Origin of the sequence: Profundibacter amoris (assembly GCF_003544895.1) — a bacterium.
Taxonomy (GTDB): Bacteria; Pseudomonadota; Alphaproteobacteria; order Rhodobacterales; family Rhodobacteraceae; genus Profundibacter; species Profundibacter amoris.
The window spans coordinates 556,588-571,379 of sequence record NZ_CP032125.1; the positions used below are offsets into that span (position 1 = coordinate 556,588).

15 protein-coding genes are annotated in these 14,792 nt (G+C 56.9%); 9 read left to right on the top strand and 6 right to left on the bottom strand.

Going from position 1 to position 14,792, the window contains the following annotated elements:
- The first annotated feature begins 226 nt into the window (after positions 1–226).
- The 4 genes from BAR1_RS02730 to BAR1_RS02745 are packed head-to-tail and all read left to right on the top strand — an operon-like array spanning position 227 to position 2,127.
- Positions 227–514: an ArsR/SmtB family transcription factor gene (locus tag BAR1_RS02730; protein ID WP_118941592.1), complete on the top strand. Its 288-nt coding sequence runs from the start codon at positions 227–229 to the stop codon at positions 512–514.
- A complete protein-coding gene (locus BAR1_RS02735) occupies positions 511–1,563 on the top strand; it encodes a permease (protein WP_118941593.1) in 1,053 nt (350 codons plus the stop codon). The genes BAR1_RS02730 and BAR1_RS02735 overlap by 4 nt, the downstream gene beginning before the upstream one ends.
- An 18-nt stretch (positions 1,564–1,581) precedes the next feature.
- Entirely contained in the window at positions 1,582–1,818 is a 237-nt protein-coding gene (locus tag BAR1_RS02740; protein WP_118941594.1) for a thioredoxin family protein, read from the top strand.
- A gap of 12 nt (positions 1,819–1,830) precedes the next feature.
- Positions 1,831–2,127 (top strand): hypothetical protein, encoded by a 297-nt coding sequence (locus tag BAR1_RS02745; protein ID WP_118941595.1) that lies wholly within the window; start codon positions 1,831–1,833, stop codon positions 2,125–2,127.
- Here BAR1_RS02745 and soxR read toward each other — a convergent pair.
- The gene (soxR, locus tag BAR1_RS02750) at positions 2,124–2,585 is read right to left on the bottom strand and encodes a redox-sensitive transcriptional activator SoxR (RefSeq protein ID WP_118941596.1); all 462 of its coding nucleotides are present in this window, start codon (positions 2,583–2,585) and stop codon (positions 2,124–2,126) included. The genes BAR1_RS02745 and soxR overlap by 4 nt on opposite strands.
- Positions 2,586–2,668: 83 nt before the next feature.
- On the opposite strand from soxR, the gene BAR1_RS02755 reads away from it, so the two are divergent.
- Positions 2,669–3,049, top strand: a complete 381-nt coding sequence (locus BAR1_RS02755) for a VOC family protein (RefSeq protein ID WP_118941597.1) — start codon at positions 2,669–2,671, stop codon at positions 3,047–3,049.
- Between the two features lie 67 nt (positions 3,050–3,116).
- A complete protein-coding gene (gene gltX / locus BAR1_RS02760) occupies positions 3,117–4,436 on the top strand; it encodes a glutamate--tRNA ligase (protein ID WP_118941598.1) in 1,320 nt (439 codons plus the stop codon).
- On the opposite strand, the gene BAR1_RS02765 is transcribed toward gltX, so the two are convergent.
- The 3 genes from BAR1_RS02765 to BAR1_RS02775 form a co-directional block, all read right to left on the bottom strand.
- Positions 4,433–5,647 (bottom strand): MFS transporter, encoded by a 1,215-nt coding sequence (locus BAR1_RS02765; RefSeq protein ID WP_118941599.1) that lies wholly within the window; start codon positions 5,645–5,647, stop codon positions 4,433–4,435. The genes gltX and BAR1_RS02765 overlap by 4 nt on opposite strands.
- Positions 5,648–5,674: 27 nt before the next feature.
- Complete coding sequence (gene carB / locus BAR1_RS02770; protein WP_118941600.1) at positions 5,675–8,968, bottom strand: carbamoyl-phosphate synthase large subunit; 3,294 nt, start codon at positions 8,966–8,968, stop codon at positions 5,675–5,677.
- Between the two features lie 84 nt (positions 8,969–9,052).
- Positions 9,053–10,345, bottom strand: a complete 1,293-nt coding sequence (locus BAR1_RS02775; protein WP_118941601.1) for a glycosyltransferase family 87 protein — start codon at positions 10,343–10,345, stop codon at positions 9,053–9,055.
- A 285-nt stretch (positions 10,346–10,630) separates the two neighbouring features.
- On the opposite strand from BAR1_RS02775, the gene aspS reads away from it, so the two are divergent.
- Entirely contained in the window at positions 10,631–12,406 is a 1,776-nt protein-coding gene (gene aspS, locus BAR1_RS02780; protein ID WP_118941602.1) for an aspartate--tRNA ligase, read from the top strand.
- Between the two features lie 93 nt (positions 12,407–12,499).
- Here aspS and BAR1_RS17855 read toward each other — a convergent pair whose 3' ends face one another.
- Positions 12,500–12,673: a hypothetical protein gene (locus BAR1_RS17855; protein WP_162891651.1), complete on the bottom strand. Its 174-nt coding sequence runs from the start codon at positions 12,671–12,673 to the stop codon at positions 12,500–12,502.
- Positions 12,674–12,824: 151 nt separating this feature from the next.
- Between BAR1_RS17855 and BAR1_RS02785 the strand changes: the two genes are divergently transcribed.
- The gene (locus BAR1_RS02785) at positions 12,825–13,523 is read left to right on the top strand and encodes a GNAT family N-acetyltransferase (RefSeq protein ID WP_118941603.1); all 699 of its coding nucleotides are present in this window, start codon (positions 12,825–12,827) and stop codon (positions 13,521–13,523) included.
- On the opposite strand, the gene BAR1_RS02790 is transcribed toward BAR1_RS02785, so the two are convergent.
- Entirely contained in the window at positions 13,520–14,236 is a 717-nt protein-coding gene (locus BAR1_RS02790) for a response regulator (RefSeq protein WP_194295018.1), read from the bottom strand. The two genes, BAR1_RS02785 and BAR1_RS02790, sit on opposite strands and share 4 nt — an antisense overlap.
- 151 nt (positions 14,237–14,387) lie before the next feature.
- Here BAR1_RS02790 and mce point away from each other — a divergent pair, with 151 nt between their 5' ends.
- Positions 14,388–14,792, top strand: a complete 405-nt coding sequence (gene mce, locus BAR1_RS02795) for a methylmalonyl-CoA epimerase (RefSeq protein WP_118941605.1) — start codon at positions 14,388–14,390, stop codon at positions 14,790–14,792.

Sequence of the window (14,792 nt, forward strand, 5' to 3'; positions counted from 1 at the left end):
TTATCAATGCCTCCTTGGGTCGGGGTAGGGGGCGGGGCTTGCATCGCAATCTTAATCAATCGTTTGATTTAGTAAAGAGACGATATCGCTTTGCGAAACCTGAAGTGAATCGCTCTGGCAGTTTGGTTTCAAAGGTTTCCTCGATTGTTGAAAAGTTCGCATATGCTATTGACTGCATATGCGATTGAAGGCATATGCAGTTAGCAACATATTCGGGATTCCAGTTATGCAGACTGTTTTAAACGCTATTGCCGACCCATTAAGGCGCCGTGCACTACATATCCTTTGGGGCGGCGGCGAACACTGTGTTTGCGAATTGATGGCCAAACTGGACGCATCGCAAAGCCGTATGTCACGGCATATGAAAACACTGAAAGACGCAGGGTTGGTAACAGACCGGCGCGATGCGCAATGGGTTCGCTATCGCAGGAATGCCAACCTTGCCCCTGAAATTGCGGCGGTTATTGATGCTATCTTTGCTGCCGAAGCATCTCAGGAAAGGACAGTCGCATGACGGTTCAATCCATGGAGTCCCCGAGCCGTCCGGCGTGGTTTTGGCATATGGGTGTTGTCGCCGCGACGATCATCTGGTTCCTGATCTACAAACAGCTGCCCGCCTTTTCCGAATGGCTGACCGCCCTGTTGCCGGTGGATCGCAGCAGTCATACAGGCGAGGCACTGGCCTTTTTCTTTTACGATACGCCCAAGGTGATCATGCTACTTGCGCTGATTGTGTTCTGGATGGGGGTTATCCGCAGCTTTTTCAGTCCGGAAAAAACCCGCGCCCTGCTTTCGGGAAAACGCGAAGGCGTGGGCAATGTGATGTCCGCCAGCCTGGGCATTGTGACGCCGTTTTGTTCCTGCTCGGCCGTTCCCCTGTTCGTCGGGTTCGTGTCCGCTGGGGTGCCGCTGGGGGTGACCTTCAGCTTTCTGATCGCCGCGCCGATGGTGAACGAGGTGGCGCTGGTGCTGCTTTGGGGGCTGGTCGGGCCGAAAGTGGCGCTGATCTATCTGTTCTTCGGGCTGACAATTGCCATTGTCGCGGGCTGGGTGATCGGGCGCTTCCGGCTGGAAGGTTGGTTGCAGGACTGGGTCAAAGACATTCACATGGGGCAGGCCGCTGGCGCCTTGCCCGAGGAAAATCTGACCATGGCGGACCGTTACGGGCAGGGCATTGAATCTGTCAAAGAGATCGTCGGCAAGGTCTGGATCTGGGTCATCATCGGGATCAGTCTGGGTGCGGTCATCCACGGCTATGTGGCCGAGGATACGATGGTTTCGATCATGGGATCGGGGCAGTGGTGGTCGGTGCCGGTGGCGGTGGGCATGGGCATTCCAATGTATTCGAATGCCGCCGGTGTGATCCCGATTGTCGAGGCCCTGCTTGGCAAGGGCGCCGAACTGGGCACTGTGCTGGCCTTTATGATGAGCGTGATCGCCCTGTCCCTGCCGGAAATGCTGATCCTGCGCAAAGTGCTGACGATAAAACTGATCGCCGTGTTTGTCGGTGTGGTCGGCAGCGGCATTCTGGCTGTGGGTTTTCTGTTCAATGCAATCTTCTAATCAATCGGAGCAATATAGATGAAACATTTTAAAGTCCTCGGAAGTGGCTGCAAAAACTGCGAAAACACCGCCGAGATGATCGAACAGGCGGCCAAGGCCGCAGGTGTCGACGTCGAGGTGGAAAAAGTCACCGATATGGGCGCGATCATGGGCTATGGCGTTATGTCCACCCCGGGTGTTGTGCTGGACGAAAAGCTGGTTCACGCGGGCGGCGTTCCGGCACCTGAAAAGGTGCAGGAATGGGTGCAGGGATAGCAGGGGATTTTCATGGATAACGAACCACAACTTCACTCCAATATCGTCGCGATGGTATCGCTGGCGTCGGGCATTGCCGCCAACCATCCGGCAATGGGCCAATGCCAGCTTGAGCGGTTGCGCGGGGCAGGGGTGCCAGAGCACCAGATCAATGCGGTGATCGAAATCGCACGCCACATACGCGACGAAGCTACCGAGAAGCTGGATTTTGCTTTTGACGCGGCGGCAAATGACGCGGCCCCCGTCGTGGCACCTGAAGGGGAAACATGCGGTTGCACCCCGACCAAAAGCGGCCAAAGCTGCTGTTAATCCAGATCCTTGGGCCGGTCCCCCATCATATAGCGGGGGCCTGGCCCAAGGCGCGCGGCGCGGTCCTGATCATTATATAGACGGCATATTTTCAGCGACAGGCAGCCACAGCCGATGCAGCCATCCAGATTGTCACGCATCTGTTCCAGTGTCTGGATTTGTTCATCCAACGTTCGCCGAAAACTGCGACTGATCTTTTCCCAATCGCGTTTGGTGGGCGTGCGCCCCTCGGGCAGGGTGGCCATCAGGCTGGCGATTTTGGGCAGGGTATAACCGAACTGCTGCGCAATCTTCACAAAGGACAGGCGGCGGATGTCCGAGCGCCGAAACCGCCTTTGCCCGCCCGAATTGCGTTCGGGGCGGACCAGCCCCTGTTCCTCGTAATAGCGAATGGCCGAAACCGCCAGACCGGTGCGACGTGCCAGATTGCCGATTGTCATTTCATCAGATGCGCGCATGGAATTCCTTTTGAAAATATCCCTTGACCTCAAGTTAGCTTGAGGAATTACAAGTTATAAATCAAGTATAGAAAGGAAATAAAATGTCGGAAATATATCTGGAACACGTCAATATCACCGTGCGTGACCCCGAGGTCACCGCCGCGCTCTATAGCAAACTGTTCGGCTGGAAAATCCGTTGGCAGGGCACAGCAATACATGGCGGCGTTACCCTGCATGTGGGCGGTGAAAACAGCTATGTCGCGCTATATACCAAGGGCGATTTCGAGCCGGCCGCCGACAGCTATTCCCATGTTGGCGGCATCAACCATATCGCTGTTGTGGTCGATGATCTGGACGCCATCGAGGAACGGGTGCGCAAAGCGGGCTGTGACATCCATTCACACGCCGATTATGAGCCGGGTCGGCGGTTTTATTTCAACGATCCGGATGCGGTCGAGGTCGAGGTGGTCAGTTACGCCTGACGCCCCCTTCCACATCGGCCAAAATTGCCGTAAGAGCTAGGCGAACCCAAACAACCGGACCTGATCCATGACAACCACCCGTTTCGCCCCGTCCCCGACCGGCTATATCCACGTTGGCAACCTGCGCACCGCGCTGATGAATTACCTGATTGCCCGCAAGGCTGGCGGGCAATTCATTTTGCGGCTGGATGATACCGACCCCGAGCGTTCCAAACAGGAATATGCGGACGGGATCATGGAAGATCTGCAATGGCTGGGCCTGACTTGGGACCGGATGGAAAAGCAGTCAACGCGGCTGGATCGCTATAATCAGGCGGCGGATGATTTGCGCGCCAGCGGGCGGTTGTATGAATGTTTCGAAACGCCGATGGAGTTGGATCTGAAGCGCAAGAAGCAACTGAATATGGGGCAACCGCCGGTTTATGACCGCTCCGCGCTTGAGCTTTCGGACGAGGAAAAGGCCCGCCTGCGCAACGAGCGCGGTGCGGGGCATTGGCGTTTCAAGCTGGATCAGGAACGGATCGAGTGGACTGACGGTATTCTTGGCGATCTGTCGATTGACGCGGCAAGCGTGTCTGACCCCGTGCTGATCCGTGGCGACGGGCAGTTCCTGTATACGCTGGCCTCGGTTTGTGATGACATTGATTTTGGTATCACCCATGTGGTGCGCGGCTCGGACCATGTGACCAACACCGCCACGCAAATCCAGATCATTCGGGCGCTGGGCGGCACGGTGCCGACCTTTGCGCATCACTCGCTTCTGACGGGGCCGCAGGGTGAGGCTTTGTCCAAACGTCTGGGCACACTCGCACTGCGTGATCTGCGGGCGCAGGGTGTGCAGCCGATGGCGCTGCTGTCACATATGGCGCGGCTGGGAACATCCGATCCGGTCGAACTGCGCACCGATATGGAGGAGCTGGTTCAGGGGTTCGACCTGTCGCATTTCGGGGCGGCGCCGACCAAATTCGACGTGGATGACCTGTTCCCGCTAACCGCGCATTACAACCAGTCCCTGACCTTTGCCGAGGTGGCTGATTACATCCGTTCGCTGGGCGTGCCCGATGATCTGGCCGAAGCCTTCTGGAACACAGTACGCGAAAACATCACCGTGCTGGACGACCTGAAGGACTGGTGGGCGCTGTGCCGCGACGGGGCCAAGCCGCTGGTTTCTGACGAGGATAAGGAATTCGTTGAACAGGCGCTGGCGATGTTGCCGGAGCAGCCGTGGGATACCGGCACATGGGGCGCATGGACCAAAGCGGTGAAAGAGGCCACAGGCCGCAAGGGCCGCGCATTGTTCATGCCGTTGCGCAAGGCGCTGACGGGGATGGACCACGGGCCGGACATGTCGCATCTGCTGCCGCTGTTGCAGGGGGTTAAGCGTTAACGTCCGGGTATATGATCCGGATGGCGTTTATCTATCAGCAACAGGGATAGCAGCGCGGCCGACAGAAGACAGGCGGGCATGGTCAGCATTGCCCATGCAAAATCGCCGTTGTTTAAATCGACGATTGCCCCGACAAGCGGCTGGAATATCAATGCCCCGCCAATGCCGATCATGTTGACAAAGGCAATGATCGTGCCGGAATAATCCGCCGTATGCCTTTCCTTGGCGATGGAAAATGTCAGCATCTGCCCGCCGCCCAGAAAGCCGCTAAGGAACAGCAGGGCCGACAGCAAAGGCACAGATGATGTCGGCAGGTAAACCGCTGCGGTAAAGCTGATAGAGGTCAGAAACGCCCCGATCACGATGATCCATTTCCGGTGGCCCAGATGATCCGACAACCACCCCGCCGCGATGCTACCCGCTGCCAGTCCCCAAAAGATCATGGAAACAGCGGTTTCGGCATGAACCGGACTTAAACCGTGGTCTTTGGTCAATTCCGCATTGCCCCATAGCCCGCCAAAAACATTGATCGGCATGTAGTAAAGCGTGCCGATGACGGCGATCAGCCAGATATGCGGATCGCGCACCGCCACACGGACGGGCGTGATAAAGCTGGTGGTTTTTTTGCTGGCCGGGACATGTTCGGGCGGATCACGCATGAACAGCAGGGCAATGACAAACAGAACCAGCCCGGCAATACCGGTGGCCCAGAACACATTTTGCCAGCCGCTTGTGGCAATGACCGAGGTCAACGCCACCGCCCCGATCGCCGTGCCCAGCATCCCGACTGCGTTCACCACGCCGGACAGCAATGCAAACCGCCCTGCCCCAAACCAGTGGTTCACCACATAAAGCGAGCCGACAAAGGCAAACGAGGCCCCAAGCCCCGTCGCAAACCGCCCGATTCCGGCAATATAGGCGTTGCCCGCTGTGGCAAACAGGATCACACCGCCGGCGCAAACCAGAATGGCGGGCGGGATCAGCCGGCGCGCGCCGAACCGGTCCAGCAGCAGACCGACGATCAGTTGCATCGGGGCATAGATCCAGAAGAATATGCTGGCCAGCGTGCCGAACTGGGCATTGTTCAGCTGAAAACGTGCAGCGATTTCGCTGTTGGCAAGGCTGGGTTCGATGCGGGTGACGAATTCAAACAGAAAGAACAGCGCCGTAATCGTCAGGATCAGCCATTTCATGTTTCCGTGGTGGCGCATTGATAGGCTCCTGATGAAAAAAGATGCTTACCCCTGCAGGCTCCGCACGCCCAACTCGCCTTCTTCGCGCGACTTCATCGCCAGGGCCACCGCATGGCTGGCCGCCGCCGTGGTGAAATAGGGCAGGCCGTCATTCAGGGCCACCGAGCGGATTTCGCGGCTGTCCTCGACCGCCTGTGCGCCTTCGGTGGTGTTCATCACCAATGCGATTTCGCCGTTTTTCATCCGGTCAACGATGTTGGGGCGGCCCTCGTACACCTTGTTCACGATCTCGCAGTCAATCCCGTCTTCCTGCAACCATGCGCCGGTGCCACGGGTGGCAATCAGGTTGAACCCCAGCTCGATCATAAGGCGGGCGGTGTCGGCCATGTCGGTGGTTTTGTCCATATCCTTGATCGAGATGAACACAGCCCCCTCGGTCGGCAATACCACACCTGCCCCCATTTGTGCCTTGAGATACGCCAGCGCGAAGGAACGGTCCCAGCCCATGACTTCGCCGGTGGACCGCATTTCGGGGCCAAGGATCGTGTCGACGCCGGGGAAGCGGGCAAAGGGCAGCACGGCCTCTTTCACCGAAAACCACGGCATGTCCGGATCGGCCAGCGACATCGGATCGGCAAAGGGCAGCGGTGTGTCGGGACCGGCACCTTCGGGGTAGGGCGGCCGCATCGGGAAATTCGACAGCGGCTCGCCCGCCATGATCCGCGCGGCAATACTGGCAATGGCGCTATCGGTCGCCTTGGCCACAAACGGCACGGTGCGGCTGGCACGCGGGTTGACCTCGATCAGGAAAACCTTGCCGTCCTTGACCGCGAACTGGATGTTCATCAGGCCAACCACATTCAGCGCCAAAGCCAGTGCTTTGGTCTGGCGGTGAACCTCTTGAATAATCTCGGGCGGCAGCGAATAGGGCGGCAGCGAACAAGCGCTGTCACCGGAATGCACACCGGCCTCTTCGATATGTTGCATGATGCCTGCGACATGCACGTCCTTGCCATCGCACAGCGCGTCTACATCCATTTCAATCGCACCTGACAGATAGCTGTCGAGCAACACGGGGCTGTCGCCGGAAACCACCACAGCCTCGGCGATATAGCGTTCCAGATGGGGCATATCGCGCACGATCTCCATCGCCCGGCCACCCAGCACATAGGAGGGGCGGATCACCAAGGGGAAGCCGATTTCCTCGGCGATTTCCAGGGCTTCCTCGTCGGTGCTGGCAATGCCGTTTTTCGGCTGCAGCAGGCCCAGAGAGTTCACCAGTTCCTGAAACCGCTCGCGGTCCTCGGCCAGATCGATACTGTCGGGCGAGGTGCCCAGAATAGGGATGCCCGCGTCTTGCAGATCATTGGCCAGCTTCAGCGGGGTTTGCCCGCCGAATTGCACGATCACCCCGTGCAGGGTGCCGTTTTCCTGCTCGACCCGCAGGATTTCCATCACATGTTCAAAGGTGACAGGTTCAAAATACAGCCGGTCAGATGTGTCGTAATCGGTGGAAACCGTTTCCGGGTTGCAGTTGATCATGATGGTTTCATAGCCCTGATCGGTCAGGGCGTAACAGGCGTGACAACAGCAGTAATCAAATTCGATCCCCTGTCCGATCCGGTTCGGGCCACCGCCAAGGATCACCACCTTTTTCCTGTCACTGGGCCGCGCTTCGCATTCCACGTCGCCCATCGCCGGGGCCTCGTAGGTGGAATACATATAGGGCGTCTGGGCCTCGAATTCCGCCGCACAGGTATCAATGCGTTTGAAGACGGCGGTGACACCGGCGGCAAGGCGTGCGTTGCGCACATCGGTTTCGGTTTTGCCGGTCAGCGTGGCCAAACGGGCATCCGAGAAGCCCATCATCTTGATTTTACGCAAGGCATCGGCATTGTCCGGCAGACCGTTTGCCCTGATCTGTGCCTCGGCGTCCACGATCTCGCGGATGCGCGACAGGAACCACGGGTCAAACATGGTGGCATTGTGGATTTCGTCATCCGTCAGCCCCTCGCGCATGGCTTGGGCGATGGTGCGCATCCGGTCGGGCGTTTGCATGCTGATGGCGCGGGTGACGGCGGCCTTGTCGGGGGCGCCTTCGATTTCCATTTCGTCAAATCCGGTCAGGCCGGTTTCCATGCTGGCCAGCGCCTTTTGCAGGGATTCGTGGATGGTGCGGCCGATCGCCATGGTTTCGCCAACCGATTTCATCGCGGTGGACAGCAGCGGTTCAGAACCTGCGAATTTTTCAAAGGCAAAACGCGGGATTTTGGTGACGACATAGTCGATGGTTGGCTCAAATGACGCGGGCGTTACCTTGGTGATGTCGTTGTCCAGTTCATCCAGCGTATAGCCCACAGCCAGTTTCGCGGCGATCTTGGCAATCGGGAAACCCGTTGCCTTGGACGCCAGCGCCGAGGAGCGCGAAACACGCGGGTTCATTTCGATCACCACCATGCGGCCATCGGCAGGGTTCACCGCCCATTGCACGTTGGAGCCGCCGGTTTCCACGCCGATTTCGCGCAAAACCGCAATCGAGGCCGAGCGCATCATCTGGTATTCTTTGTCGGTCAGCGTCAGAGCAGGGGCGACGGTGATGCTGTCGCCCGTGTGCACGCCCATCGGATCAATGTTTTCGATTGAACAGACGATAATGGCGTTGTCGGCGGTATCGCGCACCACCTCCATTTCGTATTCTTTCCAGCCCAGCAGGGATTCATCAATGAGGATCTGGTTGACGGGGGATGCATCCAGCCCCGTGGTGCAGAAATGGATGAAATCATCGCGATTGTAAGCCACGCCGCCGCCGGTTCCGCCAAGGGTAAAGGCGGGGCGGATGATGGCGGGCAGGCCGATATCCTCGAGTGCGGCCATGCATTGATCCATGTTTTCGGCAATCGTTGCACGCGGGTTTTCAAGGCCCAGACGATCCATCGCCTCGCGGAACAGCTTGCGGTCCTCGGCCATTTCGATGGCCTCGCGGTTGGCGCCGATCAGCTCGACGTTGTATTTTTCCAGAACCCCCATATCGGCCAGTTCCAGCGCCGTGTTCAGGCCGGTTTGCCCGCCCATTGTCGGCAATAATGCGTCGGGACGCTCGGCCTTGATGATTTTGGCAACCATTTCGGGGGTGATCGGCTCGATATAGGTGGCATCGGCCAGTTCCGGATCGGTCATAATTGTGGCCGGATTCGAGTTGACCAGAATAACGCGATAGCCTTCTTCGCGCAGGGCTTTGCAGGCCTGCGCACCAGAGTAGTCAAACTCGCAGGCCTGTCCGATAATGATAGGGCCTGCGCCGATAATCATGATGGATTTGATGTCATCTCTTTTTGGCATTTGGCAGACCCCCGAGGTGCAAATAGCGGCAAATTCTTTGGGGTTATAGACAAGCGGCGGCGGGGCGCAAGTCCTGTTATGCTGCTACATGCTGTCCGGTGTGTTGGAATGGCGCGGATTTCGCCGCATGGCGACGGCAAATGCAACCGCCAATCCGATCATCCCGATTGTAGAGGCAATCTGGTCCGGATTCTTGATCCAGCCGAAATCAGGCAGGGATACATATTTGATCATTAAAAACGGGGTAAATAATATGGCCAGTAAAAGAACAGCTATGCTTGGCCGATAATAGATCAGCAATGCAGGCGCAAAGGCCACCGCCGGCATATAATGATAGCTCCATGAAATAGGATTAAGTAATGCAACAATTATGATCACCAATGGCCAAGCAAGATCATGTTGCGGGGTCCCTACCGGGTTTTTCCTGAACAGACGCGATATGACGACAATAGTCAGCACCATTGCAACCGCTGATATCCCCCCCCAGAGCGTGGATTTTTTCAAGATATACCAACCTAATGACAAGTCCTGAGTTTGCATATTACCGGCAGATTGAACGAAATCCAGATCATCGGCGAAGAACAGTTGGGCAATGGCCCCGTCGATTGATGTATTCATTAAGTTAACCATAGCCGTATGGTTGATTATCATGACTTCATGCAAGAATGTCTGATGCAAAGGCCAACCCGCAAGCAAAACCGAAGCCCCCGCCAAAACAAGACCCGCCACAATAAAACTGCCAAAGGCTTTTCGATTTCCGCTGGCCAGCCAGAATAGCGCAAACAAGGCTGGATATAACTTGATCGATGCCGCGATAGCCAATGCAACGCCGGCTATTACCGGCGCATTGTAACGGCTCCGTTCAATTGCCAGTACGATTAGAAAACTGACCAGTATTTGCGACTGGTTCTGGTAAATCGGGACAAACCCGATCGTTGTGCTGACCAGAATGAGCAAGCCGATGAAGGTATAAACAGCAACAGACATTGTATTGCCCATGCTTCGCCAGGCCAGAACAACCATGCTTCCCATAAGAACCGGATTGATGGCCCGTGCCAGGTTCGACAGCGTTTCATATGTGGTCACAGTTGTTAGCCAGCCAAATATATGGACCCAAAGCGGGGGGTAAATGAATGGAAACACAGAACCGTCATAGCCCTGATCCTTGAGGTAAGGCATCCACGCATCAGGGGGGAGCATTGAATAGGTTTGTGTATCGGAGGGGTAAATTTGGTCCAAGGCGCCAATTTGATAAAAATGGCCGCCCATCCAGTTTGCCAGCAGATCCGGGGATCGCACATTGTAGAAAACAGCAAAAAGCATCGTCGAAAAAAATATAACCAGCAAAATTGCCGTTCTTGTCGAACGTGGTATCATTTCACAAACTCTTTAATGCCAAAATACACTTGGACCCTTTGCATTCGCGATTATAGGGGGCCAGTAGTGCAGTTGATAATACTTGAATTGGAAACATTAGCGGATGATGTGATTTCTGCAACTGGATGCAAATCATTGTGCCGACCACCTATAATAGCATGTTCATCAAAGGGAATGGTGCAAATTTCATTTTGAAAGGCCGCAAAACAGGGATGTGACCTTGACTTTGGCCGTTTTGCAGGGTGTATCGGCTGGAAACCTGAAATTGCCCACAAGGGGACGACTATGCACGCCTATCGCAGCCACACTTGCGCCGAACTGAACAAATCCAACGTCGGGGATAATGTCCGCTTGTCGGGCTGGGTGCATCGGGTGCGTGATCACGGCGGCTTGCTGTTTATCGATCTGCGTGATCATTTCGGCATCACGCAGGTGATGGCCGATCCGGACAGCCCGGTGTTTGCCGAAATCGAAAAGGTGCGTTCGGAATGGTGCATCCGGATTGACGGCAACGTGATGGCGCGGGACGAAAGCCTGATCAATCCGAAAATCCCCACCGGCGAAGTCGAGGTATTCATCCGCGATATCGAGGTGTTGGGGCACGCTGACGAACTGCCGCTGATGGTGTTCGGTGATCAGGAATACCCCGAGGAAACCCGCCTGAAATACCGCTATCTGGACCTGCGCCGCGAGAAGCTGCAAAACAACATGAAACTGCGCAGTGATGTGGTGGCCAGCATGCGCAAACGGATGTGGGACAAGGGGTTCCGCGAATTCCAGACACCGATTATCACGTCGTCCAGCCCTGAAGGCGCGCGCGATTTCCTGATCCCGTCGCGCCTGCACCCCGGCAAGTTTTACGCGCTGCCACAGGCCCCCCAGCAGTTCAAACAGCTGATCATGGTGTCGGGCTATGACAAATATTTCCAGATCGCCCCGTGTTTCCGCGACGAAGACCCGCGCGCCGATCGCTCGCCAACCGATTTTTACCAGTTGGATATGGAAATGTCCTTTGTCACCCAGCAGGATGTGTTTGACACCATCCAGCCGGTGATTCAGGGCGTGTTCGAGGAATTTGGTGAGGGGCGCAAGGTCGATACCGAATGGGAGCAAATTTCCTACAAGGACGCGGCGCTTTGGTATGGCACCGACAAGCCCGACCTGCGCAACCCGATCAAGATGCAGATCGTTTCCGAGCATTTCCGCGGCTCGGGCTTTGCGATATTCGCGAAACTGCTGGAGCAGGAAGGCACCGAAATCCGCGCCATTCCGGCGCCCGGTGGTGGCTCGCGCAAATTTTGCGACCGTATGAACGCCTTTGCGCAAAAAGAGGGCCTGCCGGGGATGGGGTATATCTTTTGGCGTGATCAGGGCAACGGGATGGAAGCCGCTGGGCCTTTGGCGAAAAATATCGGCCCTGAGCGCACCGAAGCTATTCGCCAGCAGTTGGGTCTTGAAGTCGGCGATGCCGCGTTCTTCCTTGCCGGCAAGCCCAAGGCATTCGAGGCTGTGGCCGGTCGGGCCCGTGATGAAATCGGTCGCGAGCTGAAACTGATCGACGAGGACCGTTTCGCCTTTGCCTGGATCGTCGATTTCCCGATCTACGAGCGGGACGAGGAAACCGGCAAGGTCGATTTTGAACACAACCCGTTTTCGATGCCCCAGGGCGGCATGGAGGCGCTGGAAGGGGATCCGCTCGAGGTTCTGGGCTATCAGTATGACCTGTCATGCAACGGCTATGAACTGGTTTCGGGCGCGATCCGCAATCACAAACCGGAAATCATGTTCAAGGCGTTTGAAATTGCCGGTTACGGCAGGGACGAAGTTGAAAAACGCTTTGGCGGCATGGTGAATGCGTTCAAATACGGCGCTCCGCCCCACGGTGGTTGTGCGGCCGGAATTGATCGCATTGTGATGCTGCTGGCCAACGAGGCCAACATCCGCGAAGTCATCATGTTCCCGATGAACCAGCGTGCCGAAGACCTGATGATGGGCGCGCCGAATGAACCGATGAACGAACAGCTGCGCGAGTTGCACTTGCGGGTGATCCCGCAGGAATAATTCAAAGCAGATTACAAAAACACAAAACCCCGCGGCTGAACCTGCGGGGTTTTCTTTTTCGGGCTTGATTGTAACAGCCGTGACAGGCCGGATTTAGTCGTTGGCCGTGATAACGGTTTCTGGCTGGCTGGACCCGGCATTCGCATTGCCGGTTGCGGTCAGGACGATGGCCATGACCAATGACAAAACGCCGGTAGCCAGCACCAGCCAGTCCACAGTGGTGCTGCCATCATCGTCATGGGCAAAGCGGAACATGGATTTCAACATACTGGCAACTCCTGCAAATATAGACAAATTTTCTTTTACATTGGGTAAGATGGGCGGCAAATGCGGCCAAAATTGGGTAAGAGTGGTGCGATTTCTGGGTTTCCGGGGCAGGTCGGGCGCAGTAGTGTCCCTGTAAAACAGGAGCATTGGCATGGGTCAGGACGCAAAAATGGGCCGCAAACTAACGAACTGGACGCCTCGGCCGCGCCCCTCGGCGCCTGTTCTGAAAGGGCGCTATGCACGGCTGGAACGGCTGGATGCGGACCGCCATGCTGACGAATTGTACCAAGCCAACCAACTGGATACGTCCATTTGGGATTACATGTCTCACGGGCCATTTTCCAGTGCGGCCACATATTTCGAATGGGTGCGCAGTGCTGCGGCTTTGGATGATCCGTTCTATTACGCCATTCGGAACCTTGAAACCGGACGGGTTGAAGGGGTTGCCAGTTATTTGCGCATCAAACCGGAAATGGGGGTCATCGAGGTGGGAAGCATTGTTTTCACCCCGCCCCTGCAACGCACCCGCGCCGCGACCGAGGCGATGTTTTTGATGATGCAATGGGCCTTTGAGGCGGGTTACCGGCGGTACGAATGGAAATGCGACACCCTGAACGCGCCGTCACGACGGGCGGCCCTGCGGTTCGGCTTTAGCTTTGAGGGAATTTTCCGCCAGCATATGGTGATCAAAGGTCGCAATCGCGATACAGCGTGGTTCGCGGTGATCGACAGCGAATGGCCTGTGTTGAAAACTGCCTATCAAACCTGGCTGGATCCCGAAAATTTTGACGCAAACGGCCAGCAGCACAACAGCCTGTCCGCACTGACAAGTGACCTGCGCAACGTCTAAACCACTTCACCACCGGCCAGCCGTTCCCGAAATATACCGCTCAACCGCTGCACATCCCCGCGTATCGACCGCCCTATGGCACGGTCTTTGGCCAGTGCAACGGCGGCGGCCTCAAGCTGTGTATCATGGGCACTGCGGGCAATGCCGCTGGTGAACTGGGCGACATAATCCAGTGCATCCCCGTCGGGGCCGTCCTGCAACACACCTGCAGCGCGGGCAATATCCTCGCGAAAGGTAAACGGGTCGGGCTGAATGGCCTCGTCCGGTATCTGGCGCGGGGCAGGGGGTTGTGCCGTTTCCGGCAAAAGTGACAGGATTGCCTGCTGGAATGCGCCAAGGGTTTCAACCGGTTTTGACAGAAAACCATCTGCGCCCGCCGCCATCGCTTCGCCCTCGCGTGCCGGATCGCCACTGATCCCCAGCAATACGTCGATACGCGGGCTGGCCTTGTCCAGTTCGGCAATCAGGCCGGTGCCGGACCCGTCCGGCAATCCCAGATCGATCACCACCACCGAGGGACGGTAAACCCGCAAATGTTTGCGTGCCGAGGTCAGACAATCGGCCCGCCGGATCCGCGCGCCGGATCGCAGGCACAACAGGCGCATCGCTTCGCTGGCAAAGCGGCTATCCTCGACCACCAGCACGGTCAGGCCCAGCAGGGGCCGCGCGGCAGTGGGTGTGCGGGCCAGCATTATGTCGTCAAAATCATCCATCATGTTCCCCTTTGCAGTGTTGCGAGCGACTCGGAGTAAGCCCGAGATTGGCTAAGACGAAGTTAACGGCGCGAAATTATGCCCAAGGAATGCTTGCACCGGTGCCGCGCGCACTACATAACTTGGGCAAAGCGAACACAAGGAACCAATTATGATCGGACGTCTGAACCACGTTGCCATAGCCGTGCCGGATCTGGATGCCGCCGCCGCCCTGTACCGCGATACACTGGGGGCCAAGGTGGGCGCGCCACAGGATGAACCGGACCACGGGGTAACGGTGATTTTTATCGAATTGCCCAACACCAAAATCGAACTGTTGCATCCGCTGGGCGAGGACAGCCCGATCAACGGTTTTCTGGCCAAGAACCCGTCGGGCGGCATCCACCACATCTGTTACGAAGTCGATGACATCATTGCCGCGCGTGACAAGCTGAAAGCATCGGGTGCGCGCGTTCTGGGCACAGGCGAACCCAAAATCGGCGCCCACGGCAAGCCGGTTCTGTTCCTGCACCCCAAGGACTTCACCGGCACGCTGGTCGAGCTGGAGCAGGTGTAG

Coding starts and splice junctions, on each gene's coding strand:
- BAR1_RS02730 (WP_118941592.1), top strand. CDS start 227: ATGCAGACTGTTTTAAACGCTATTGCCGACCCATTAAGGCGCCGTGCA.
- BAR1_RS02735 (WP_118941593.1), top strand. CDS start 511: ATGACGGTTCAATCCATGGAGTCCCCGAGCCGTCCGGCGTGGTTTTGG.
- BAR1_RS02740 (WP_118941594.1), top strand. CDS start 1,582: ATGAAACATTTTAAAGTCCTCGGAAGTGGCTGCAAAAACTGCGAAAAC.
- BAR1_RS02745 (WP_118941595.1), top strand. CDS start 1,831: ATGGATAACGAACCACAACTTCACTCCAATATCGTCGCGATGGTATCG.
- soxR (WP_118941596.1), bottom strand. CDS start 2,585: ATGCGCGCATCTGATGAAATGACAATCGGCAATCTGGCACGTCGCACC.
- BAR1_RS02755 (WP_118941597.1), top strand. CDS start 2,669: ATGTCGGAAATATATCTGGAACACGTCAATATCACCGTGCGTGACCCC.
- gltX (WP_118941598.1), top strand. CDS start 3,117: ATGACAACCACCCGTTTCGCCCCGTCCCCGACCGGCTATATCCACGTT.
- BAR1_RS02765 (WP_118941599.1), bottom strand. CDS start 5,647: ATGCGCCACCACGGAAACATGAAATGGCTGATCCTGACGATTACGGCG.
- carB (WP_118941600.1), bottom strand. CDS start 8,968: ATGCCAAAAAGAGATGACATCAAATCCATCATGATTATCGGCGCAGGC.
- BAR1_RS02775 (WP_118941601.1), bottom strand. CDS start 10,345: ATGATACCACGTTCGACAAGAACGGCAATTTTGCTGGTTATATTTTTT.
- aspS (WP_118941602.1), top strand. CDS start 10,631: ATGCACGCCTATCGCAGCCACACTTGCGCCGAACTGAACAAATCCAAC.
- BAR1_RS17855 (WP_162891651.1), bottom strand. CDS start 12,673: ATGTTGAAATCCATGTTCCGCTTTGCCCATGACGATGATGGCAGCACC.
- BAR1_RS02785 (WP_118941603.1), top strand. CDS start 12,825: ATGGGTCAGGACGCAAAAATGGGCCGCAAACTAACGAACTGGACGCCT.
- BAR1_RS02790 (WP_194295018.1), bottom strand. CDS start 14,236: ATGGATGATTTTGACGACATAATGCTGGCCCGCACACCCACTGCCGCG.
- mce (WP_118941605.1), top strand. CDS start 14,388: ATGATCGGACGTCTGAACCACGTTGCCATAGCCGTGCCGGATCTGGAT.